The organism is Parafannyhessea sp. LCP19S3_B1 (assembly GCF_052121955.1).
Taxonomy (GTDB): Bacteria; Actinomycetota; Coriobacteriia; order Coriobacteriales; family Atopobiaceae; genus Parafannyhessea.
The window spans coordinates 118,173-141,069 of the sequence record NZ_JBQKDH010000006.1; the positions used below are offsets into that span (position 1 = coordinate 118,173).

The 22,897-nt window shown below is 67.8% G+C and carries 17 protein-coding genes, 2 pseudogenes and 1 riboswitch; of the genes and pseudogenes, 8 read left to right on the forward strand and 11 right to left on the reverse strand.

Annotated features, from left to right (window positions below):
* Position 1 precedes the first annotated feature (1 nt).
* The 4 genes from ACTQWE_RS04425 to ACTQWE_RS04440 form a co-directional block, all read right to left on the reverse strand.
* Entirely contained in the window at positions 2 to 1,234 is a 1,233-nt protein-coding gene (locus tag ACTQWE_RS04425; RefSeq protein WP_441855925.1) for an LCP family protein, read from the reverse strand.
* Between the two features lie 9 nt (positions 1,235 to 1,243).
* On the reverse strand, positions 1,244 to 2,128 hold the full coding sequence (gene nudC, locus ACTQWE_RS04430) for an NAD(+) diphosphatase (RefSeq protein WP_441855927.1): 885 nt from the start codon (positions 2,126 to 2,128) through the stop codon (positions 1,244 to 1,246).
* Between the two features lie 245 nt (positions 2,129 to 2,373).
* Entirely contained in the window at positions 2,374 to 4,875 is a 2,502-nt protein-coding gene (locus tag ACTQWE_RS04435; RefSeq protein ID WP_441855929.1) for a phosphoketolase family protein, read from the reverse strand.
* A 111-nt stretch (positions 4,876 to 4,986) separates the two neighbouring features.
* Complete coding sequence (locus ACTQWE_RS04440; RefSeq protein WP_170103060.1) at positions 4,987 to 5,289, reverse strand: PTS sugar transporter subunit IIB; 303 nt, start codon at positions 5,287 to 5,289, stop codon at positions 4,987 to 4,989.
* A 523-nt stretch (positions 5,290 to 5,812) separates the two neighbouring features.
* Between ACTQWE_RS04440 and ACTQWE_RS04445 the strand changes: the two genes are divergently transcribed.
* From ACTQWE_RS04445 to ACTQWE_RS04460, 4 genes are all read left to right on the forward strand, one after another.
* Entirely contained in the window at positions 5,813 to 6,595 is a 783-nt protein-coding gene (locus ACTQWE_RS04445; protein WP_170103059.1) for a DeoR/GlpR family DNA-binding transcription regulator, read from the forward strand.
* Positions 6,596 to 6,711: 116 nt separating this feature from the next.
* Entirely contained in the window at positions 6,712 to 7,734 is a 1,023-nt protein-coding gene (locus tag ACTQWE_RS04450) for an aldose epimerase family protein (RefSeq protein ID WP_441855932.1), read from the forward strand.
* A 163-nt stretch (positions 7,735 to 7,897) separates the two neighbouring features.
* A complete protein-coding gene (locus ACTQWE_RS04455) occupies positions 7,898 to 9,262 on the forward strand; it encodes a PFL family protein (protein WP_441855934.1) in 1,365 nt (454 codons plus the stop codon).
* 19 nt (positions 9,263 to 9,281) lie between these two features.
* Positions 9,282 to 10,370 (forward strand): serine hydrolase, encoded by a 1,089-nt coding sequence (locus ACTQWE_RS04460; RefSeq protein ID WP_441855935.1) that lies wholly within the window; start codon positions 9,282 to 9,284, stop codon positions 10,368 to 10,370.
* On the opposite strand, the gene murB is transcribed toward ACTQWE_RS04460, so the two are convergent.
* Positions 10,307 to 11,230 carry a UDP-N-acetylmuramate dehydrogenase gene (murB, locus tag ACTQWE_RS04465; protein WP_441921275.1) on the reverse strand — a complete coding sequence of 308 codons (924 nt, stop codon included), beginning with the start codon at positions 11,228 to 11,230 and terminating at the stop codon, positions 10,307 to 10,309. The genes ACTQWE_RS04460 and murB overlap by 64 nt on opposite strands.
* Positions 11,231 to 11,430: 200 nt before the next feature.
* Positions 11,431 to 11,567: riboswitch (FMN riboswitch) on the forward strand.
* Positions 11,568 to 11,572: 5 nt separating this feature from the next.
* On the opposite strand from murB, the gene ACTQWE_RS04470 reads away from it, so the two are divergent.
* From ACTQWE_RS04470 to ACTQWE_RS04485, 4 genes and pseudogenes are all read left to right on the forward strand, one after another.
* Complete coding sequence (locus ACTQWE_RS04470; RefSeq protein ID WP_441855939.1) at positions 11,573 to 12,157, forward strand: ECF transporter S component; 585 nt, start codon at positions 11,573 to 11,575, stop codon at positions 12,155 to 12,157.
* A gap of 3 nt (positions 12,158 to 12,160) precedes the next feature.
* A pseudogene (locus ACTQWE_RS04475) lies at positions 12,161 to 13,024 on the forward strand (ATP-binding cassette domain-containing protein); the annotation flags it as partial.
* A 195-nt stretch (positions 13,025 to 13,219) separates the two neighbouring features.
* Positions 13,220 to 14,134, forward strand: a pseudogene (locus tag ACTQWE_RS04480) (ATP-binding cassette domain-containing protein); the annotation flags it as partial.
* Complete coding sequence (locus ACTQWE_RS04485; protein ID WP_441855943.1) at positions 14,134 to 14,934, forward strand: energy-coupling factor transporter transmembrane component T family protein; 801 nt, start codon at positions 14,134 to 14,136, stop codon at positions 14,932 to 14,934. The pseudogene ACTQWE_RS04480 and the gene ACTQWE_RS04485, both read left to right, overlap by 1 nt.
* 21 nt (positions 14,935 to 14,955) lie before the next feature.
* On the opposite strand, the gene ACTQWE_RS04490 is transcribed toward ACTQWE_RS04485, so the two are convergent.
* From ACTQWE_RS04490 to ACTQWE_RS04515, 6 genes are all read right to left on the reverse strand, one after another.
* Entirely contained in the window at positions 14,956 to 16,752 is a 1,797-nt protein-coding gene (locus ACTQWE_RS04490) for an ABC transporter ATP-binding protein (RefSeq protein ID WP_441855945.1), read from the reverse strand.
* Positions 16,745 to 18,541 carry an ABC transporter ATP-binding protein gene (locus ACTQWE_RS04495; protein ID WP_441855948.1) on the reverse strand — a complete coding sequence of 599 codons (1,797 nt, stop codon included), beginning with the start codon at positions 18,539 to 18,541 and terminating at the stop codon, positions 16,745 to 16,747. The genes ACTQWE_RS04490 and ACTQWE_RS04495 overlap by 8 nt, the downstream gene beginning before the upstream one ends.
* The gene (locus tag ACTQWE_RS04500; protein ID WP_441855950.1) at positions 18,538 to 19,041 is read right to left on the reverse strand and encodes a MarR family winged helix-turn-helix transcriptional regulator; all 504 of its coding nucleotides are present in this window, start codon (positions 19,039 to 19,041) and stop codon (positions 18,538 to 18,540) included. Before ACTQWE_RS04500 ends, ACTQWE_RS04495 begins: the two co-directional genes overlap by 4 nt.
* A gap of 136 nt (positions 19,042 to 19,177) precedes the next feature.
* On the reverse strand, positions 19,178 to 20,068 hold the full coding sequence (locus ACTQWE_RS04505; protein ID WP_441855952.1) for an EamA family transporter: 891 nt from the start codon (positions 20,066 to 20,068) through the stop codon (positions 19,178 to 19,180).
* Between the two features lie 35 nt (positions 20,069 to 20,103).
* Positions 20,104 to 20,835 carry a metallophosphoesterase family protein gene (locus ACTQWE_RS04510; protein ID WP_441855954.1) on the reverse strand — a complete coding sequence of 244 codons (732 nt, stop codon included), beginning with the start codon at positions 20,833 to 20,835 and terminating at the stop codon, positions 20,104 to 20,106.
* Complete coding sequence (locus ACTQWE_RS04515) at positions 20,828 to 22,825, reverse strand: BMP family ABC transporter substrate-binding protein (protein WP_441855956.1); 1,998 nt, start codon at positions 22,823 to 22,825, stop codon at positions 20,828 to 20,830. Before ACTQWE_RS04515 ends, ACTQWE_RS04510 begins: the two co-directional genes overlap by 8 nt.
* Positions 22,826 to 22,897 lie beyond the last annotated feature (72 nt).

The following is a 22,897-nucleotide window of genomic DNA, read 5'->3' on the forward strand; positions in this document are numbered from 1 at the left end:
GCTACTGAACACCATTCGCGACCGTCGAGGGATCCCCTCCCTGGTTGACCACCTGCATCATGGTCGCCGTGGCTTGCTCGTCCGCCACGACGTATGAAACGCCGCCAATCGTCTGCGGACTCGAGGGAATGGAGGCACTGTATATAGTGGGGCCACCAATTGCAAAGCGCGTAAGGAGCGGAATGATGTTGTAGCAGCGCATGGTTGTGGATAGGAGCCCACCCATGGCCTTCCCGACGGCGGGCAGCGACAGCGGATTCGACAAGGCCTTCTTCATTATCGCCGAGATGAGTATCCGCTGATCCTCCTGCCGCTGGTAGTCGCCGTTCGCAAACCCATGTCGAACGCGCGAGAAGAGCATTGCCATATGCCCGTCCATCTCATGCGTGCCCGCAGAAAGCACGAGCCCCGTATACCCAGGGTCGTTCACGTCCACGGGCACGTCGACCGTAACGCCACCGAGCGCGTTCACCAGCGTCTCGATGCCGTCGAAGTTGACAAGCGCCACATGGTTGACGCTCGCTCCCGTGAGGTTCTTCACCGCCTTCACGGCACCCGCTGCGCCACCAAACGCGTATGCCGCGTTGATCTTCTGTGTGCCATGGCCGTCTATCTGCACCATCGTGTCTCGTGGTATGGAAACCATGGTCACCTTGGCAGCCAGAGGGTCTATGCGGCACAGGATCATCGTGTCCGTCCTGCTTACCGTGTCGCCTTCCCGCGCGTCCGAGCCAAGGGCGAGCACGTAGTAGGGAGTGAGCGGGACGTGCATGGACAGCTCGCCCGAAAGGCTCGTCGCAACGTCGTCGGAAAACGCAATGCTTCTGTCTATGGGAACGCATATAAGGAGGTAGAGCCCAACCAGTATTGCCAGAATCACGAGAAGGACGTTCCGGGCGCGGTGCGGGCGCCTCTTGGGCCCCTCCTGATAGACCGGCTGCTCGGAGTGGCCATACTGCTGTGGATATCCCTGCTGGCCGTACGTCTGCTGCCGTGGGTAGTACGACTGCTGCGATGCCGCCTGACCCTGATCTTGGGAGCGACGTCCTTCTTCCCGGCCGATGCCGCGGAGGGCGTCTCCCAGGCGAGAGCGGCGACTCACCACGGCGCCGCCGTTCCTGGCTTCAGGCTGCCCTTGGCGTCGCCGCTGACGCGAGGTGTAACGGCGCGGATCATCGTAGTCGTAGGCGTCCACGCCATCGTCGCGGCCTCCGTCCGGCCTGTACTGCGCCATCGCATCCCCCTATCGGTTGGGCATCGGCTCCTCGCCACGGGCGAAGAGCTCGATCATCTCGTTCGTAAGGCTTGACGTGTCCTCGTGCTCGCGCGGAAGGTCGCGCCTCGCCACCCACCGTGCGACGGAGAGCTCGACGTGGTCGGGGCGAGCCGTCGGGTCGCCGTCCACGTCCGCGAAGAACCCCATGAGCAGGGAGTCTGAAAACGACCACGGCTGGCTCTTGTAGTAGCGGATGTTGCGGACGCGCAGGCCCACCTCCTCCATGACCTCGCGCTCGATGGTCTGCTCCAGCGTCTCGCCCACCTCGCAGAAGCCCGACACGAGGGCATAGTTCTTGTAGCGCCCCTGGGCAAACTTGGTGAGCAGCAGGCTGTCGCCTCGCGTGATTCCCACGATGATGCAAGGATTGATGCGCGGGTACACGACGTTCCCACACGAGGGACACGCGAGCTCGCGGCTGGTGGCAACGTGCCCCAGCTCGCAGCCGCAGCGACCGCAGTAGCGGTTGTTGAGGTACCACCTCGAGAGCTGCAGCCCGGTGACGGCCGCAAACGCAAGCCAGCGAGGCTGGTAGAAGCGCATGGTCTGCACGGAAGCGAACACGAAGCCGCGCGGCATGCCCACGATGCCCGTCTGGAGCGCCGCCTCGTCCACCAGGAAGAAGTCGTTCCCGTCGACGCGGAAGAGGTAGCGCGGCGCCAGCGCGTCCACCCCGCAGGCTTCCGGGCCAAGGACCGCCTGCCAGTCGCGGACGCGCGGCAGCACGAGGTTGCCGTCCTTCTCGGCCAGAAGGACGTTGTCACCCTGGTATGCGAGGGCGTACGCCTCGGGCGTAGGCTCCTTGGGAGCATACGCGTTGTCGAAGCCATGGTCGCCAATGTCCTGAATCACGTTATGGGCCCCTTCCCGGGCGCGTCGACCGCCCGGCGGGCGGCACAGGTGAGAAGAGCATATACCCTGGCCGCCGCCCACGCGGCAAATACGCCTTCCGCCCACAAGGAACGCGTGACACCGGGCGGGGCGCCTACGAGAGAAGGGCCCCGGCCGAAGCCGGAGCCCTTCTGGCCTTACGGCCTAGGAAGCAGATGGACGCGCGGTGCGACGGGCCCGCGATCCAAGGAGAAAGCTAGGTGCGACTACTCGTCGTTGTCGCCACCGGTGGAGGACATGGCGGCAGCGGAGTTGTCCTGGCCCACGACGTCACGCCAGCTCCACTCGGTGAAGCGCGGGTGGTCGTAGCCGTTGTCCACGGCGAACTGGAAGGCCTCCTCGCGGAAGTCGCGGTACTCCTTGATCTTCTCGGCGTACTTGTCCGCGTCGAGGATCTCGAGGGCGTGGGCGGCAAGGGCGAAGCGGTCCATCTCGTTCAGGCGCAGCATGTCGAACGGGGTGGTGGTGGAACCCTCCTCCATGTAGCCGTGCACGTGGAAGTTGTCGTGGTTCGGGCGGCCGTGGATGAGGCCGTAGATGGTGTGCGCGTAGGCGTGGAACGCGAAGAGCACGGGCACGTTCTCGCCGAAGAGCTTGGTGAACTCCTCGTCGGTGAGGGAGGCGTCGTTCTCGTCGTGGTCCTGGATGGCCAGGAGCTTGACGACGTTCACGAAGCGCACCTTGATGCCAAGGTCCTGCAGGGCGTCGGACGTCGCGAGCATCTCGAGCGTGGGGACGTCGCCGCAGCAGGCCAGAACGATGTCCGGCTGCTCGCCGTCCTTGACGTTGCCGGCCCAATCCCAGGTCGCAGCGCCCTTCTTGAGCTCGAGCTGAGCCTCGTCGATGCTCTGGAACGTGGGCGCGGGCTGCTTGCCTGCGAAGATCGCGTTGATCTTGTTGGTGGACTTGTAGGCCTCCTCGCCCACGCACAGCAGCATGTTCGCGTCTGCCGGGTAGTAGATCTGGACGACGTGGTCGTTGTGGAAGTTCTTGTTGAGCAGCAGGTCGACGAAGCCGGGGTCCTGGTGGCTGAAGCCGTTGTGGTCCTGGCGCCAGACGTGGCTGGACAGCAGGATGTTGAGGCTCGCGATGGGCTTGCGCCAGGGGATGTGACGCACGGTGGCCTCGAGCCACTTCGCGTGCTGGTTAATCATGGAGTCGACCACGTGGATGAACGACTCGTACGAGCTCCAGACGCCATGGCGGCCGGTGAGCAGGAATCCCTCGAGCAGGCCCTCGCACTGGTGCTCGGACAGCTGCTCGATCACGCCGCCCGTGCTGCTGAGGTAGGAGTCGTTCTCGGGGTCGGCGTTGAAGCCGGCGTCCCACTGCTTGTCCGTGAGCTTGTACGCGGCCTGCAGGCGGTTGGACGCGGTCTCGTCCGGGCCGAAGACGCGGAACTTCGTGAGGTTCAGCTTAAGCACGTCGGCCGTGTAGTTGCCGAACACGCGAGACGCCTCGGTCGTGCCGTAGCCGTGGCCCTTCTCGGCAACCGGAATCTCGTAGTCGTGGATGTCGGGGAGCTCGAGGTCCTCGCGGATCAGGCCGCCGTTGGCGTTGGGGTTTGCGCCCAGGCGCAGCTCGCCCTGGGGCATGAACTCCGTGACCTCGGGCTTGAGGGAGCCGTCCTCGTTCCAGAGCTCGGCCGGCTTGTAGGAGCGCAGCCAGCCGCGCAGCACGCGGAAGTGCTCGTGGGTGTCCTTGGCGGAGGTCAGGGGCACCTGGTGCGCACGCCAGCTGCCCTCGGTCTTCTTGCCGTCAATGTACTTGGGGCAGGTCCAGCCCTTCGGGGTCCTGAAGATGATCATGGGGTACGCGGGACGGGCGGTCTCGCCGGCAAGCGCGCGCCACTTGATGTCGCAGATCTCGTTGAAGACCTGCTCAAGCAGGGCGGCGAAGCGACGGTGGATCGAGATGTGGGACTCGTCGTCGAAGCCGGCCTCGAACGTGTAGGGGTGGTAGCCCATGCCGCGGAAGAACTCGTTGCGCTCCTCGTCGGAGATGCGGGCGAGGATCGTGGGGTTGGCGATCTTGTAGCCGTTGAGGTGCAGAACCGGCAGGACGATGCCGTCCGTGAGCGGATTCACGAGCTTGTTGGTCTGCCAGGACGTGGCGAGCGGGCCGGTCTCGGCCTCGCCGTCGCCCACGACGGCGAACGCGAGCAGGCTGGGGTTGTTGAGCACGGCGCCGTACGCGTGGGACAGCGTGTAGCCAAGCTCGCCGCCCTCGTGGATGGAGCCGGGGGTCTCGGGCGCGAAGTGGCTGGGGATGCCGCCGGGGTAGCTGAACTGGCGGAAGAACTTCTGGAGGCCGGCCTCGTCGTCGGTGATGTCCGGACGGATCTCGCGGTAGGTGCCGTCAAGCAGGGACTGCGAGGTGCCGGCGGGTCCGCCGTGGCCCGGCCCCATGAAGAACACGACGCTCTGGCCGTGGTCGTGGATGAGGCGGTTGACGTGGCCCATCAGGAAGTTGATGCCCGGCGTCGTGCCCCAATGGCCAACGAGGCGGTGCTTCACGTCCGCGCGGCCGAAGTCGCGAGTCTCACCGGTCTTCTCGTCCACCCAGTCCGAGCGCATGAGGGGGTTGCTGCGCAGGTAGATCTGGCCGACGGACATGTAGTTGGCGGCGCGCCAGTACTTGTCGACCCACGCGAGCTCCTCCTCGGACACGGGGGCGTCGAGCTTCTTCCAAGGGGTTCCAAGGTCCATGTGGACTTCCTTTCGGTCTGTCACGTTCTTCTCGCCCTCTTGCGGGCGTATCTTGCGTTTGCCTTGCAGGCGGCTCCGCACCGCGTTGCGGCCGGCGCCACGGTGCGGGCCCTACAGCGCGCCCTTCTCCTTGAGGAAGCCCTCGAGGCCAGCCTTGATCTCTGCGGCGTCGACGATGTTACGGACGCTCACGACGTAGGGAAGGTCCTTCTTACCCTCGTCTTCGAGGATGAGGCCGAGGTCGGACATGGTGATGATGAGGTCGCCGTCGAAGCCGGCGATCTGGTCGACGGAGCCGTGCGTGGTCTCGATGGGCCACCCCTCGTCCGCGACGACCTGCTTGACCCTGGTCTCGAGGATCGCGCTCGAGCCGACTCCGGCACGGCAGCACACGAGTGCCTTGTAGGTTGCCATTGCCTTCTCCCTTCCGGCGCGGCAGTCCGCGCCGCCCTCGGGATGCCCGAAGTGCCGGTTCGCGCGCCAAAGACGCATGCGCGCGGTGGCCTGCCCGCCCGGCATCCCGTCTGCCTGACGTGCTTCACAGCTGCAATGTGACACACGCAAGAAACAAAGTCAATCCAAACTCATACTTTTTGTCGTTTACTCTTGAAATTTCGATACTGCGCACAGGGGTAACTCTGTTGGCATCACAATCAAGCACTCGCGAGAAGAACTTTCACACCATGCTTTAACTGGTGATATATCAACATGATTCACTTTTATGAACGTTGTGAACGCCTAGTTGAACAGAATGGACCTATAAGTCGACAAATGTATAATTTTAACTTCTAATGCATCACGAAATGCGTTGTGCGAGAAAAGCCAAGCATCCAAACGTTCAATTTGTTCCTAAAATGGCATCAATACAAATGCAAGGCACGCACAAACGCGAAGCGGTGCGGTGCGGTGCCGGCGGAATGCGAGGAGAAGGGCTCACATGAGGCGCAGCGAGACGTTCGTCACCAGAAGGCGCGAAGCCATCATGAGGCTCCTAGAGGGTCGCGAGAGCGCCGGCGTGGGCGAGCTCGCGGAGCACTTCGACGTGTCGCCGCTCACGATCCGCCGCGACCTGGACTACCTGGAGGGACGCGGCATGGTGACCCGCCAGTACGGCCGCGTCACCATAGCGGACGCGCTGGGACGCCCCTCGGGCTCGCGTCGCGTGCTCGCGAAGAAGGCCATCGCCGCGGAGGCCGCGCGTCACGTGGAGGACGGCGACGCGATCTTCGTGAACGCAAGCTCCACCGCGCTCGAGATGATAGAGCAGATAGAGGCGGACGACGTGTCCGTCATCACCAACAACAGCAAGGTCATGCTCCTGAAGGGGCCGCTGCGCCAGACCATACTGCTCACGGGCGGCACCGCCGTGCCGCCGCGCGCCTCGCTCACCGGCGAGCTCGCCATGGACGTGATCCGCCGCTACCAGGCCGCGAAGTGCTTCATAGGCTGCAGCGGCATCAGCGCGGAGCACGGGCTCACGTCGAACACCGTACCGGAGACCGCGGTGGACTCGCTCATGCTGAAGCAGTCACGCGAGCACTTCCTGCTGCTAGACTCGTTCAAGATCGGCAAGAGCTACACCTACCCCATCGCGCCGGCGCACATGGCGGACACGGTCATAACGGACGACGGCGCCACGGACGAGCAGGTGGACCACCTGTACATGGCGGGCGTCAAGGATGTAATCGTAGTCGCGACCTCGATTCCCGAGGGAGCCTAGCCACTCGTCCACTCCCGCAGAGGGGGCGCGTCCTTCTCGCCTACCATGGTTCTTGCCAGCAGGAAGGCCGTCGCGCCGTGGCGCGACGGGCCGGCGCAACCGCCAGAGGAGGAGCCATGAGCCTGGAGTCATACGCGTTTGGAAGCATGCCGGACGGGCGAGAAGTGCACCTGCACACGCTGAGGAACTCCCGTGGGATGAAGGTCTCCGTGACCGACCTCGGGGCGTGCCTGGTGAGCGTGCGCGTGCCGGACGGCCGCGGCGGCAGGCCGGACGTCTGCCTTGGCTTCGACGGGGCGACCGGCTACCTGGGCAACACGTTCTGCATGGGCGCCATCGTGGGCAGGAACGCCAACCGCATCGCGGGGGCGCGCTTCGACCTCATGGGCACCACACACCACCTGGCCGCGAACATGGGGCCGGACAACATCCACTCCGGACCGCACTTCTACTTCGAGCGCCTGTGGACGCTTGCGAGGGCGCGCGAGGACTCCATCAAGCTCAACCTGCGCAGCCGCCGCGGCGACCAGGGGTTCCCCGGCGCCGTGGACGTGAACGTGACGTACACGCTCACGGACGAGAACGAGCTGCGGATAGACTACGATGCCATGCCGGACGACACCACCGTCATCAACCTCACGTGCCACGCCATGTGGAACCTGAACGGGCACGCGGCCGGAAGCGTGCTCGGCCACACGCTGCAGCTGGAGGCGGACGCGTACACGCCCGTGGACGAGCGCATGCTCCCCACCGGAGAGATAGCCCCCGTGGACGGCACGCCGTACGACCTGCGCACGCCGACGACCCTCGCGGATGGCGCGAAGGAGCTGGGCGGGTATGACATAAACTACGTGCTTCACAACGACGAGCACCTGGAGCGCGCGTGCACGCTCACCGGCGACCGCACGGGAATCTCCATGGACGTGTACACGGACTCGCCGGGGCTGCAGCTCTACACCGCGCCGACGCTGGACCAGGACGGAAAGGACGGCGTCCACTACGGGCCGTCCGCCGGCGTCGCGCTCGAGACGCAGTTCTACCCCGACTTCGTGCACCACAAGAACTTTCCGCAGGGCGTGTACGCCGCCGGGCACGCGTTCCGCTTCACCACGGCGTTCGCCTTCCGCGCGGGAGCATAGGGCAAAAGCCGGATGCCGGCACGCACCGGACACGAAGCATTGGTAAACATTCTGCAGCGCGCCGTCCGCACGCATGGCCGGCGCGCTAAGCTTGCATAATGAAAGCAGCACACGACGGTGCCGCACCCACCCGGGACGCGGCCGGCACAGGCAAGGAGCAGTAATGGCAATCACCCCAGAAGAGGTCGCAGAGACCCTGAGCATGGTCTCGCAGCAGAACCTCGACCTGCGTACCATCACCATGGGCGTCTCGCTCTTCGGCTGCGCCGACGAGGACATGGGCCGCATGTGCACCAAGGTGTACGACCGCATCACGAAGACGGCGGAGCGCCTGGTCCCCACGGCCGAGCAGCTGGAGCGCGAGTACGGCATCCCCATCGCGAACAAGCGCGTGTCCGTCACGCCCGTGGCGCAGATCGCCGCCGCGTGCGACGACGAGGACCTCACCCCCATCGCCCAGGCCATGAACCGCGCGGCCGAGACGCTGGGGATCGACTTCATGGGCGGCTTCTCCGCACTGGTGCAGAAGGGCATGGGGTCCGCCGACCGCCGGCTCATCGCATCGATCCCCTCCGCCGTCGCGAGCACGGAGCGCATCTGCTCCTCCCTGAACATCGCCTCGACCCGAGCGGGCATCAACATGGATGCCGCGCTCCTCTCGGCGCAGACCATGATCGACTGCGCGAAGGCGACCACGGACATAGACTGCTACGGCGCCGCCAAGTTCGTGGTGTTCGCGAACATGGTGGAGGACTCGCCGTTCATGGCGGGCGCCACGCACGGCTCCGGCGAGGCGGACGCCGTCATCAACGTGGGCGTTTCCGGCCCCGGCGTCATGGCGGCCGCGCTTGAGCAGCTGCCGGAGGACGCGAGCCTCATGGAGGTGGCCGAGAAGATCAAGCAGACGGCGTTCAAGATCACCCGCGCCGGCGAGCTCATGAGTCGCGAGGCGTCCAGGCGCCTGGGCGTGGAGAAGGGCATCGTGGACCTGTCGCTGGCGCCCACGCCCGCCGCGGGCGACTCCGTCGCGAAGATCCTGGAGATCATCGGCGTCGGCGAGTGCGGCGGCCCCGGCACGACGGCGGCGCTCGCGCTCCTGAACGACTGCGTGAAGAAGGGCGGCGTCATGGCGAGCTCCAGCGTGGGCGGCCTCTCCGGCGCGTTCATCCCGGTGTCCGAGGACGCGGGCATGATCCGCGCGGCGACGGACGGCGCGCTCTCGATCGAGAAGCTCGAGGCCATGACCTGCGTCTGCTCCGTCGGGCTCGACATGATCGCCATCCCGGGCGACACCCCGGTCGAGGCGATCGCCGGCATCATCGCGGACGAGATGGCCATCGGCGTCATCAACACGAAGACGACGGCCGTCCGCCTGATTCCGGCCATCGGCCGCAAGGAGGGCGACGTGCTGGAGTTTGGCGGCCTGTTTGGCACCGCGCCCGTGCAGCACGTGAACCCGTTCGCGGGCCACGTGTTCGCGCACCGCGGCGGCCGCTTCCCCGCACCGATCAACTCGCTCAAGAACTAGGGAACCAGGTGCCGACGGCGTGACCCACAGGCAGGTGCCAGACGTAAACGGTCGAGGGCGCCACGGCCTCCCCTACGGCTTTGCCGAGGTGGCCGTGGCGTCGCTTCTTGTTGCCGCGGCGTACTGCGGGGCGTGGGCGTGCTCCATCGAGCCCGCGCTGCGCGCCTCCGCACGAGTCGACGCGGGCAAGGCCACGGTCGCGCGCCACGTCCGCCACGCGCACGGCCGGCAGGTGGAAGCCCCCCAGGCCCAGGACCAGGGGCAGGACGCGCCCGCGCCCAGGGGCGAGCTCGCGATCGACGGCGACGCGTCCCTCTCGGCCGCGCCGTCCGTGGCATCGCTTCGCCAGGCGATATCCGCGCTCGAGGCGCGGGGCTACGTCGTGGGAGTCTGCGCGCGCGACCTGCGCACGGGCGTGACCGTGACCTACGATGCGGACGCGGACTTCTATACCGCGAGCGCCATAAAGGGGCCGTACGTCATATCCGTCTACCAGGAGCTGGTGGATGCGGGCTCGCTGGACGCCGCGGACGCGTACCGCTACGCGGCGCCGATCATCCTGAACTCGGACAACGACGCCTACGTGGCGCTTTCCGACCGGCTGGGACGCTCGTGCTTTGCCACGTGGCTGCGCCGGGGCAACGTGGGGCCCGGCGCCTACCCCAGCGTGGACGCGTACGCCGCGCCGCACTACCCGCACAGCACGGCGCGCCAGCTTGCGCAGGAGTGGGCGCACGCCTACGCGTACCTGGCCTCCGGCAGGGGCCACGGCGCCACGCTGCTCGAGCTTCTCTCGAACCGCGCCGTGTCGCCCATTAAGGACGCGCTGGGCGAGAAGTGCCAGACGCTTTCGAAGGCGGGATGGTACCCGGTGGACGAGGGCATCGCGGACCCCGTCACGAACGACGCCGGCATCGTGATGGGTCCGCGCGGTCCGTACGTGGTCGCGATACTCTCGAACGCGCCCGAGGACTTCGACGCGGTCGAGGGCATCGCCGCGGCCGTCGACCAGGCGATGCCCCAGGCCGTGGACGCGGCCGTCTGCTATCCCAGGAAGCGCACCTCGGGCTCCAGCCGGACGCCAAACTGCCTGTCGACCTCGTCCTGAACGTGCTCGATCACGGCGTGCACGTCCGCCGCGGAGGCGTTGCCCAGGTTCACCACGAAACCGGCGTGCTTCTTCGACACGGCGGCATCCCCCACCTGGTAGCCCTTCAGCCCGGCGTCGGTTATGAGCTTTCCCGCGAAGAAGCCCTCCGGCCGCTTGAACGTCGAGCCGGCGCTCGCAAGCTCCAGCGGCTGCTTCTCCTCGCGGCGGCGCGTGAAGTCGTCCATGCGCGCGCGGATGTCCTCCGGGTCGTCCTCGCGCAGGGCGAACGTGGCGGAAAGCACGACCAGCCCGTCGTCCTTCACGCGGCTCTGGCGGTAGCCCAGGTTCAGCTCGTCCGCGGGGATGGTCTGCACGGAGCCGTCCGGCATGAGGGCGCGCACGCTCTGGAGCGCGTCCGCCGTGCAGCCGCCGTACGCGCCGGCGTTCATGAAGCAGGCGCCGCCCACGGAGCCCGGGATGCCGCAGGCAAACTCAAGGCCAGTAAACCCCAGCTCACAGGCCATCTCGGACGCCTCCCTGAGCGTGACGCCCGCCTGGCACGTCATCTCCTCGCCGTCGACGCTCACGTTGGTAAGACCGTCGGACAGGGCCACGATCACGCCGCGGTAGCCGTCGTCGCTCACCAGAAGGTCGCTTCCGCAGCCCAGCACGAAGTAGGGAACCTGCTCCTCCCTGCACGCCGCGATAACGTCCGCCACCTCCCCCACGTCGTCCGGAACCACGAAGAGGTCCGCCGGACCCCCGATGCGGAAGGTCGTGTGCTCGCTCATGGGCTCCATCTGGCTCACGTTCTCCTCGCCCACGATGGCGCGAAGTCGCCAGGTCAGCGTATCCAAGTGGTAGTCACCGTCGGACATGCCGCAATCACTCTCCTCAAAAGTCGCCGCACGCGCGGCGTCGCATGTCAAAGCGCTGCTCTTCTCCTCTGTGTAAGCATCCCCAAAAGTATAGCAGCCAGACGGGGGCCCACAGACCGCCGCCTTACCGCCAAGCACACGCCACGCACACGTAACAAAGTTTTCTTTCCGCGCGGCATGTCCGCGTGCTATGGTCAACGTGTCAGTTTCAGGGCGGGGTGAGATTCCCCACTGGCGGTAGGGGCAAGGCCCAAGTCCGCGCGCCGCAACAAAAAGAGCGGCTGACCTGGTCAAAGTCCAGGACCAACGGTTACAGTCCGGATGAAAGAAACGGAGGCCACCATGGCACAAAGCTCTTCCGTCGCACGTCACGACTCCCACTCCACCACCGAGCAGGGCTCGGGCTGGAGCACCAAGCGCATCGCCGTAACGGCGCTGTTCTGCGCGCTTGCGGCCATCTGCACGCTGTTCGTGGAGTTCCCGATCCTGCCGGCCGTCCCCTGGCTCAAGTACGACCCGTCGGCCATCGTCTGCCTCATCGCGGGCTTCGCATTTGGCCCGGCCACGGGCGCCGTCGTGAGCGTCATCAGCTACCTTCCCCACATCGCCACCGCGTCCGGCTTCTGGGGCATGGTCATGGCGATCGTCGCCACGATCACCATGGTGCTGCCTGCCTCCCTCGTCTACAAGCGCGACACCACCCTGCGCGGCGCCATCGTCGGCATGGTGCTGGGCGGCGTCGCGAGCGTAGCCGCGTGCATCCTGGCAAACATCGTCGTGACGCCGCTGTACGCGCACATGGCCACCGCGGACGTCATCGCGCTCATCGTGCCGGCGCTCCTGCCGTTCAACGTGCTGAAGGTCGTCATCAACGCCGTCGTGTGCGCCCTCATCTACAAGCCGGTCACCAAGGCGCTGGGAAACTAGCAGTTGTCTGCCACGCAGGACACCACCACGCCCACGGGGCGTAGCGTCGCGGGCGAGAAGGACGTTCGGCCTCGGGCCACCGCGTCCCTCTCGCCCGCGCGGCGCCTCTCCCCCGCGCCGGCGCTCTCGCTCTCGCACGTGAACCTTCACTTCGACGGCGGCGTGCAGGCGCTCCGCGACGTGAGCCTTTCCGTGGCGCCCGGCGAGCGCGTGTGCGTGCTCGGGCCAAACGGCTCGGGCAAGTCCACGCTCGCGTCCGTGCTGTGCGGGCTGCTCGCGCCGGACGAGGGCACCGTCGACCTCGTGGGCGAGCGCGTCATGGCGGACGGCCGGCCGGACTTCGCGGCGTACCGCCGCGCGCGCCGAAGCCTGGGGCTGGTGTTCCAGAACCCGGACGACCAGATTGTGACGACCGTCGTGGAGGAGGACGTCGCCTTCGGCCCAGAGAACCTGGGCGTCCCGGCGAGCCAGATCGGCGAGCGCGTGCGGCGCGAGCTCTCGCGCGTCGCGATGCAGGACTACGCGAAGGCAGATCCCACCAGGCTCTCCGGCGGGCAGAAGCAGCGCGTCGCGCTCGCGGGCGCGCTCGCGATGGAGCCGGCGGTGCTCGTGCTGGACGAGCCCGGCGCCCTCCTGGACGTGCGCGGGCGCCGCGGCGTCATGCACGTCATGGCACGGCTGCAGAAGGCCGGCTGCACGCAGGTCCACGTCACGCACTTCATGGAGGAGGCCCTCGCCGCGGACCGCGTCGTCGTGATGCTCAGGGGCAAAGTCGCGCTCTTGGGCACGCCAAAGGAGGTCTTCTCGCACGCAGAGGAGCTGCGCCGCATGGGGCTTGAGGCGCCGTTTCCCGCACGCCTGGCAGAGCGCCTGCGCACACGCGGCGTCAGCGTCCCCTGGACGTGCGACGCCAACGCGCTCAGGGGCTCCATCCTGCGCGCATGCGCCCCGGCCTCGTCCGTCGCGACGGACGAGAAGGGCGCGGCGCCCGGCCAGGTCGCGACGGACGAGGCCGCCCAGGGCGGGCCGGCGGGCCAACCGCCCGAGGACGCCGTCACCGTCACGAACGTCAGCTACAGCTACGCCGGCGACGTCACGGCACGGGGCGTGCGCCGCCAGGCGCTCGACGGCGTCAGCCTCTCCATCCCGCGCGGGCTGGTCACGGCCATCGTGGGCCAGACGGGCTCCGGCAAGTCCACGCTCGTCAGGCTCATGTGCGCGCTCGAGGTGCCGGACGCCGGGCACGTTGTCGTCGACGGCGTCGACACCGCTCGCAAGCGAAGCCGCCGCCTCGTGCACCAAAGGATCGGCTACGTCATGCAGCACCCGGAGCGGCAGCTCTTCGCCCAGACCGTCGCGCAGGACGTCGCGTACGGCCCGCGCAACATGGGCCTGCCCGCCCCCGAGGTCGACCGACGCGTCGCTCGCACGCTCGAGCTCGTGGGCCTGTCAGACCTGCGCGAGGCCTCCCCGTTCGACCTCTCCGGTGGCCAGCAGCGCCTGTGCGCCATCGCCGGGATCCTCGCCATGCGCCCGCAGACCCTGGTGCTGGACGAGCCCACCGCCGGCCTCGACCCCCGCGGGCGAGAGGATCTCCGTGCCATACTCGGCGCGCTCTCGGCACGCGGCGTCACCATCGTCCAGGTCACGCACTCCATGGACGACGCCGCCCGCTGCGACCACGTGATCGTGCTCGACAACGCGCACGTGCTCGCCCAGGGCGCGCCCCGCGACGTCTTCGCCGTCGCGCACGAGCAGAGGCTCCGCACGTGCGGCCTGGGGCTGCCGCGCCCGCTCTCGTGGGCGCGCGACCTCGCGGAGGCGGGCCTTGCGCTCGACCTTGCGCCCCACGCGGCGCCACTCACGACGGACGCGCTGGCAGACGCCCTCGCGGCGCTCGCCACGCACGCCGCGGCGGGCGCCGCGGCCGCAGCTCCCGCGCCAGGCGACCTGGGCAATCACCGGGAGGCGCGCTGATGGCACTTCGCATTCGCATGGGACAGTACCTGCCCCGCGACTCCCGCATCCACCGGCTCGACCCGCGCGCGAAGCTGGCCTGCGCCCTCGCGGTCATGGTGACGGTGTTCTTCATCCAGACGCCCCTCCAGCTGGCGCTCGGCCTCGCGTTCGCGTTCGAGGTCGTCGCGCTCTCGAAGGTGCCGCTTCGCCAGGTGGCGCAGTCCATCCGCCCGCTCGTGGTGCTGCTGTGCGTGCTCGGCCTCTTCAACCTCTTCTACGTGGGCGAAGGCGCCACGCTCTTCTCGCTTGGCCCCGTGCGCGTCACGAGCATGGGCCTGTGGTGGGCCGTGTGCTACCCGCTGCGCTTCACCATCGCCATCCTCATGGGCGCGCTCATCCTGCTCACCACCACCCCCACCCAGCTGACGGACGCGTTCGAGGCGTGCCTGTCGCCGCTTTCGCGCGTGGGCCTGCCCGGGCACGAGCTCGCCATGGTCTTCTCGCTCATGCTGCGCTTCATCCCCACCATCGCCGACGAGGCCTCCGCGATTCTGGACGCCCAGACCGCGCGCGGCGGCGCCGTGTCGGAAGGCTCGTTCGCGCACCGCGTGCGCGCGATCGGCCCCGTGCTCGTGGCGCTGCTCGCAAGCTCCGCCCACCACGCGGAGGGGCTCTCGCGCGCGCTCGACGCCCGCGGCTACGAGGGCGGCTCCGGCCGCACGCACTGGCACCCGCTGCGCATGCGCCGCGCCGACTGGCTCGCCTGCGCCGTCTGCGCCGCCTACGTCGCGGCGCTGCTCGCGCTCGGCGCCGCATAGCGGAGCGCCGGGCAAGAGGCGCTAGGCAAACTGGCTGCGATAGAGGTCCGCGTACACCCCGTCTTGCTCCAGCAGCTCGCGATGCGAGCCCTTCTCGACGATGTCGCCGTGGTCCATCACCAGGATGAGGTCCGCGTCCACGATGGTCGAGAGCCGGTGCGCGATCACGAAGCTCGTGCGGTCCGCCATGATCGCCTCCATCGCGCGGGTGATGTACTGCTCCGTGCGCGTGTCCACGCTCGAGGTCGCCTCGTCCAGAATGAGGATCGCCGGGTCCGTGAGCATCGCGCGCGCGATGGTGAGCAGCTGGCGCTGGCCCTGGCTCACGTTCTCCGCGTCGTTCGCGAGCATGGTGTCGTAGCCCTCCGGCAGCGTGCGCACGAAGTAGTCCACGTGCGCGGCGCGGGCGGCGGCCTCCACCTCCTCGCGCGTGGCGCCGGGGTGGCCGTACGCGATGTTCTGCGCAACGGTGCCCTCGAACAGCCACGAGTCCTGCAGCACCATGCCAAACTGGCGGCGCAGGTCCGCGCGGGCAAGGCTCCTCGTGTCCGTCCCGTCCAGCGTGATGCGGCCCCCGTCCACCTCGTAGAAGCGCATGAGGAGGTTGATGAGGGTCGTCTTGCCGGCGCCGGTCTGACCCACGATGGCCACCTTCTGGCCGGGCCTCGCCACGAAGCTCACGTCGCGCATGAGCGGCTTGTCCGGCGCGTAGCCAAAGCGCACGTGCTCGAACGCGACGCGGCCGCGGACGGGCTCCGCAAGCGTCGCCGGCTCCTTGGGATCCGGCACGACCTCCTCCTCGTCCAGCAGGACGAACACGCGCTCCGCCGCCGCGAGGGCGCCCTGCAGCATGTTCAGGGTAAGAGACAGCTGCGTCAGCGGCTCGGACGCCTTGAGGACGTACTGGAAGAACGCCTGGAACGTGCCAACAGTGAGCCGGCCCGCCACGAGCATGCCGCCCGCGAGCACGCCGCAGATGACCTGCGCCAGCCTCATGAGGAAGCGGATGGCCGGCGAGATGGCGTTCGTGAGGAAGTCCGCGTGGGCGCTCACCTGCGCAAGCTCCTCGGCGTCCTCGCGCACCCGGGCGAGGGACTCCTCCTCGCGGCCGAACGCCTTAATGACGGCGCGGCCGCTGTACGCCTCCTCCACCCGGCCCGTCAGGCGGCCGAGCACGTCCTGGCGCCTCGCCGCCACGGCGAGCGTCCGCGCGGCCACGACCTTCGTGAGGGCGGCCGACAGCACCGCGAACGCCAGGAACACGCCCGTGAGCAGCAGGCTCATGCGTGCCATGAGGACGAGCGCGCCCACGAGGGTGATTGCCGAGATGATGATCTGCAGCAGGCCGCGCTGCAGGACCTCTGACACCTTGTCCAGGTCGTTCGTGGCGCGGCTGATGGTGTCACCCGGCTTGTGCGAGTCGAAGTAGCGAAGCGGCAGGCGCTCGACCTTGCGCGATATCTCCTCGCGCAACTTCAGGTTCAGCCGCTCCGCGAAGCTTGCCATAACTAGGGACTGCACGCTGTAGAACGCCCACGCAAGCATCCAGATGCCAAGGTAGACCAGGATGTCAATGCCGCCGTTCTCCATGGTGACGCGAAACGTCCGTCCGCTCGCGAACGCCCTCTGGATGCCGGCCCACAGGTGGTCGATGAGGCTTGCGGCGTACACGGGCGTCGCGAGGTCGGTCGCGACGTACAGTACAGCCGCGACGGCGGCGACCACAAGGCGCCAGCGTATGCCGGCCGCGGACCTCCAGAGCCTCAGCGCGGTGGCCCGACCGTTGGTCGGCACGTCCTTCTCCTCTTCCTCACTCATCGTCGTCACCTCCCCTTTCCTGGGACTTTGCAATTGCCAGGTACGTGGGGCACGTGGCAAGCAGCTCCTCGTGCGTGCCTAGGCCCACGACCTCTCCGTCGCGCAGCACCACGATCTGCGCCGCGTCGCGTATGGTGCTCACACGCTGCGCGATGATGAGCACCGCCGCGTCCGCAAGCTCCGCGCGGATGGCGTGGCGCAGCCGGGCGTCCGTCTTGTAGTCGAGCGCGCTGAACGAGTCGTCGAACACGTACAGGTCGGCCTTGCGCGCGAGCGCGCGGGCGATGGCCAGGCGCTGTCGCTGGCCGCCGCTGAAGTTCGAGCCGCCCTGGGACACGCGCGCGTCCAGGCCGTCCGCGAGCTCATGCACGAACGCGCCCTGCGCCACGTCCACGGCATGCCACAGCTCCTCGTCCGTCGCGTCGGGGTTGCCGTCCCTCAGGTTCTGGGCGATGGTGCCCGAGAAGAGCCACGCCTTCTGGGGGACGTACGCTATGTGGTCCCTCAGCTCATGCTGGCCCACGCCCCTCACGTCCCGGCCGAGGAACTCGACGCGGCCGTCCGTCACGTCGTGGAAGCGCAGGAGCATCTTCGCGATGGTCGACTTGCCGGAGCCCGTCGACCCTATAACGGCCGTCACCTCCCCGCGACGCAGGCTGAAGCTGAGGTCGCGCAGGGTGTCCTCGTCCGCGTCCGCAAAGCGGAAGCTCACGTGGTCGAAGCGCGCGACGGGGACGGACGGGTCCGCCGCGGCAAGCGCCGCCGGCGCCTCCCGGTCCCTCACGCGGGGCTCGACGGCAAGCACCTCGGAGGCGCGGGTGAGACATGCCATGGCGCGGGGCAGCTGCAGGATGGCGAACTGCCCCATCATCATGAAGAACATGATGAGCATCGCGTACTCCACCAGCGCGGATATCGATCCTATCTGCATGGCGTGCACGCCGACGCGGTCCGCGCCGAGCCACACCACCAGGACCTCGACCACGTTCATGAGGAAGAACGTCATGCAGTCGGCCGTGGCGAACACGAGGTTCACGTGGATGGCGTTTCTCGCGTAGTCCTCGAACGTGGCGTCGAGGTTCCTGCGCTCCGCGTCCTCGCGGCCGAACGCGCGAATGACGCGGATGCCCGTGATCGTCTCGCGCAGGCGCGTGTTCATGTTGTCGATGAACCCCTGGAGCACCAAGAAGATCGGGGCGCTCACCTTGACCGCCACGACCATGACAGCGCCCATGACCAGGGTGATGGCCAAAAGGAGCCATCCCATCACGTAGTCGATCCCGAACGCGAGCACGATGGCAACCACGCAGATGACGGGAACGGGTGCGAGCATGATGAACGTCATGAGGAACGTCTGCTGCACGACGTTTGCGTCCGAGAGCGTGCGGGTGATCATGGAGCCCGTCCCAAGCTGGTCGAAGTCGTATCCGCCGAGCTCGAGCGACTTCTCGTACACCGCGACGCGCATGTCCCTGCCCACGCGCGCGGCCAGGCGGCTTGCCAGCCAGTACGACACGAGGCAGCCGCCCGACCCCACGACGGCCGCAACGAGCATCGAGATGCCGTGGGCGAGCATGCCGCCGGCGTCCGTGGAGGACACGGCGGTGTTGATGAGGGCAGAGAGCTCCGTCGGGATGTAGAGCATGCCCGTTATGTCGCAGAGAAGCGCGAGGACGGTGAGAAGCGCGAGCCGCCTGTACGGGGCGACGAGCCTGAGCAGCAGCCGGAACGAGGCCGACTTGCTGTAGTCCCTCTCCACGCCCTTCTCGCCCGATGCGTCCTTGCTCATCTGCCACCTCCTTCCCTGTGCTTAGACCTTGATTCCATGACGTGCCCGAGCTCGACGTCGATCGCGTCCACGTAGATGCGGACGAGGCGGGCGAACTCCCTGCGGTCGCGCAGCGACAGCGAGGCGAACGCGCGCTCCTCCGCGTCCATGGCGGGGCGGACGTTGCGCGCGCAGAACGCCGTGCCCTCCGCGGTGAGGGACACCATCTTGTTGCGACGGCTTCCCTCCTCGAAGACGATGGCGACGAGCCCGCGCGACTCGAGCGACTTGACGGCGGAGTTCACCGTCTGGCGCGAGTACGCCGTGTCCTCCGCGATCTGGCCCTGGGTGGCCCCGCCGCGGATGACGATGGTGACGAGCGACCAGAACGCGGCGTTGGAGAGGCCGCAGCCGCGCGCCACCTCGTAGTACAGGCGGTCAGACTCTCGAAAGATGGAGTCTATCGTCCTGACGCTGGGGACGTCGCCCTGGGGCAGCTCCCCCTCTTGGTGTGACGACACCTTTCCTCCCGCATAACGTATATCCGAATTCGGACAGCTTTTGACATGCTAATCCGAAATCGGACAAAGCGCAAGCCGAAGGCACCGCTTGGGCGGGCGGCGCGCGCGAGACCTGGCGCAAGCCCCGGCGCGGGCGCTACGCCCAGACGGCCATGGCGACGGTCGCCACCGTGATGAGCGCGAGGCCCGTGAGCGAGCGAGCCGTGTAGCGCTCGTGGAACACCGCGGCCGCAAACGCCATGGACACGAGGATGGACAGCTTGTCCACGGGCACGACGACGCTCACGGGGCCGTTCTGGATGGCGAAGTAGTAGCACAGCCAGCTTGCGCCCGTGGCGATGCCGGACAGGCAGATGAAGGCGAACTCGCGGGCGTCGAGCGCGTCCAGGCGCGCCTGCGGGAGCTTTCCGCGCATGCCGACCACGACCCACGCCATCGCGAGGACGAAGCAGGTGCGCACCGCCGTCGCCAGGTTCGACGGCACCCCCTCGATGCCGACCTTCGCCAAGATCGAGGTAAGCGCCGCGAAGACGGCGGAGGCCACGGCATAGGCGAGGTAGGCGTTCCCGGAACGTCCCGCGGCCGAGGCGTCCGCGCCCTTCTCGCCCGCGCGCTGGACCATGAGGAGCGTGCCCGCGAGGATGGCCACGGAGCCCAGAAGCTTGACCGCGAGGTTGTTCACCTCGCCAAACAGGACGATGGCCAGAAGTATCGTGAGGACGGAGGACGTCTTGTCGATGGGGACGACCTTGTTGACGTCGCCCATGGAGAGCGCCTTGAAGTAGCAGATCCAGCTCGCTCCCGTCGCGACGCCCGACAGGGCGAGAAACGCCCACGCCCTTGCCGTGAGCGTGCCGATGGCGCCGACCTGCCCCGTCACGAGGGCCATGAGCCACGAGAACGCCAGCACGACGATGGTCCTGATGGCCGTGGCAACGTCGGAGTCCGTCTTCCTGATGCCGAGCTTGGCGAGTATGGACGTCACGCCCGCGAAGAGCGCGGAGCCTACCGCTGCCATGAGCCACATGTGAACCGTCCCTTCCCGGCGCGACCGCCGCGCCGTCAGAGGTCGTACGACCACCCGGCGCCCAGGATGCCCTCCTCCTGGGCGGTGAGCTCGTCGCTCACCTTGAGCGTATGCCTGTTGATGACCGACTGCTTCCAACCATACGACAACTTGGGCACGCGGACCTCGAACGTGACGTGCCCGAACGCGTTGAGCGAGCGCGTGCCACCCGCCAGCGCGCGCTCGCGCACGAACTGCGCGGAGTAGCCCTTGTGGACGTGCCCGTGCACCAGGTACTGGGGCTGCCAGCGCTCGCACATCTGGCCGAGCGACTCGAAGCCGCGGTGCGGGATGTCGTCCAAGTCGCCGACGCCCAGCACCGGCGCGTGGGCGAGCAGGAGGTCGAACCCGCCGAGCATCCTCACCTGCCGGGAGACCCTGCGGACGCGACGGCGCATCTGCCGCTCCGTGTACATGTACGTCCCCTCGCGGTAGCGCCGGGAGCCTCCCAGCCCCACGATCCTGAGGCCGCGGTACACGTACGCGGCGTCGTCCACGCAGATGCAGCCGCGGGGCGGGTTGCGAACGTAGCCCTCGTCGTGGTTGCCGTGAACGTACAGCAGCGGCTTGTTGATGACGGTGACCAGGTACTCAAGGTAGTCTGCGTCGAGGTCTCCGGCCGCGAGGATGAGGTCAACGTCCTTGTAGCGCTGGTCGACGCCCGTGCTCCACAGCGAGCGCTCCTCCACGTCCGCGATGGCGAGTATCTTGAGCGTTGCGTCAGGCATCGGCATCCGCCCCCAGACCGGACGCCGCGACGCGCGCGGGGCGCAGCCTCGCGGGGAAGTCGCCCTCGATGTTCTGGGCAAGCCAGTCCATCCCCACGATCTGGTTGCTTGTGAGGCGGTCGGCCGCCCCCGACCGCACGATGCCGTCGCGGTCGACGAGCTCGCCGTCGAACGGGCCGACGGCGCCGGAGGACACGGCGCGGCGAAGGACGCTCGCGAGCTTGCGGGAGCCGTATGGCAGCTCCGGGGACAGCATGAGGTCGATGACCCCTGACGACATGCCGTACCAGTACGTCACCGCGCGCGGACCCGCGGGAAGGCCGTCGCCGTCCTGGGTGAGGATGCCGGGAAGCTCCCCCTTGAGGAGGCTGTCCACGATGATCTGGTAGTAGCGGCCCCAGTTCCACGTGGGTACGGCGATGTTTCTGACCTTGCCGTCAACCACCTTGAAGAGGCCGTGGGCCAGCGGGTCGTCGAACGGTGCGGTGACGTCCGCGCCAGAGATCATGGTGATGCCCTTCTCCACCAGCCTCCCTATGCCGCTGACGCCGTGGTCGGTCCACTCCAGCACCACCCGTGCCCTTGGGTCGACCATGGCCACACCCTCGGCGAAGGCGTTAGCCTCTGCGACGGCGTCGCACGGGGGCAGGCTCACCCGATAGGCGATGACGTGGTTGTCCGCCAGGCTCGCCGCGAGGGCGCCGGCGATGAACTTAGCCTCGTACATGCGGCCGTAGTAGGAGCGGACCAGACCGTGAGAGAGGTTGACCGAGCAGTTGAGGAAGCTTGTGTGGGGGTACTCCGCCGCGGCCCGCACCGTCACGTCCATGAGCTCCGGCGAGCACGAGAAGAACACCTCCGCGCCCTGGGAGGCGGCGTCGCTCACGGCGGCCGCGAACGTCGCCTCGTCCTCGCAGCCCTCGTACGAGAGCGTGCGCACGATGCCGCCGTAGTGCCTCTCGAGCTCTTGCCGGCCCCTGTCGTGCGCACGCGCCCAGTAGTCATCCTCGAGCGTGCCGGCGTAGGCGAAGGCCGCGACGAGCGGCCGCTGGCCGGTGTAGCCTCCCCCTCCCGAGAGGAAGGACATCGCGCCGCCAGACTCCCTTACGGGCTCCCCCACGAGAACGGGGGCGCTGGACGGCCCGCGGGACGCGAACTCCGCCCAGATGCGGGCGAGCCTGGCCCTGAGCAGGGGCGAGGGGGTCTCGAGCATGTGGCTCGACCCGTACACGTCCATGTAGGTGAGCATCGCGTCCGCAGGCGTGATGTCGAGGTGCGCGCCACCCGCCTTCAGGTACACGGACCTGAAGAAGAGGTAGACGGAGCGAAGCTGCCTGACGGCCTCCTCCGGCCAAGGCGAGTCGAGGTCGCGACCGAGGTGGGACGCGAGCCTACGGTAGGCCCCGGGCCTCGTGAACTCGATGTCGTAGGTTGGGACCGCGTTCCAGAACTCGAGGAACTCCCGATAGAGGTCGACGCCGGGCGCGACGTCCTCGCCCTCGTCCGCGGAGGCCGCGCCATTCTCGTCCGGGGCGTCGCCCGACGCGCGCTCGGGCGCGGGGCGGTCATCGGGCAGGATCCTGATCACCTCGGCCTCGATGGAGGGGGACTCGAGGTACTTGAGGACGGACGTCCTCTTGTTGCCCTCCTCCACGTAGAAGCGATGCAGGTACTCGTACACCTTCACGGGGTCGCGGAAGCCCTCGCTCATCTGCGCGTCATAGAGGTGCGACCACTTCGTCGCGAACTCCGTGCGCACGCCGAGCATGGGCATGAACGTGCGCGAGAACGCGTCCTGCCGGCCCGCGGTGCGCGTGCCCACCACCATGGACAGCGGAATCTGCATGATGCCGAGGCTCTTCTGACCGAGCGAGCGATTGTTGGGCACGAGCTCGTCGAGCACGGGCGGATGCGGGTAGCGGCCGGCGGCGACGTCGGCCTTGCTGTCGCGCTCGCCCTGGCGCAGAGCCTTCTTGTAGTCCTCGATCATGCTGGTACCACTCCTCGTCTTACGGACGCGTCGCGCCACTGGGTAAGGTGAGCCGGGCCGCCCCGCCACGGG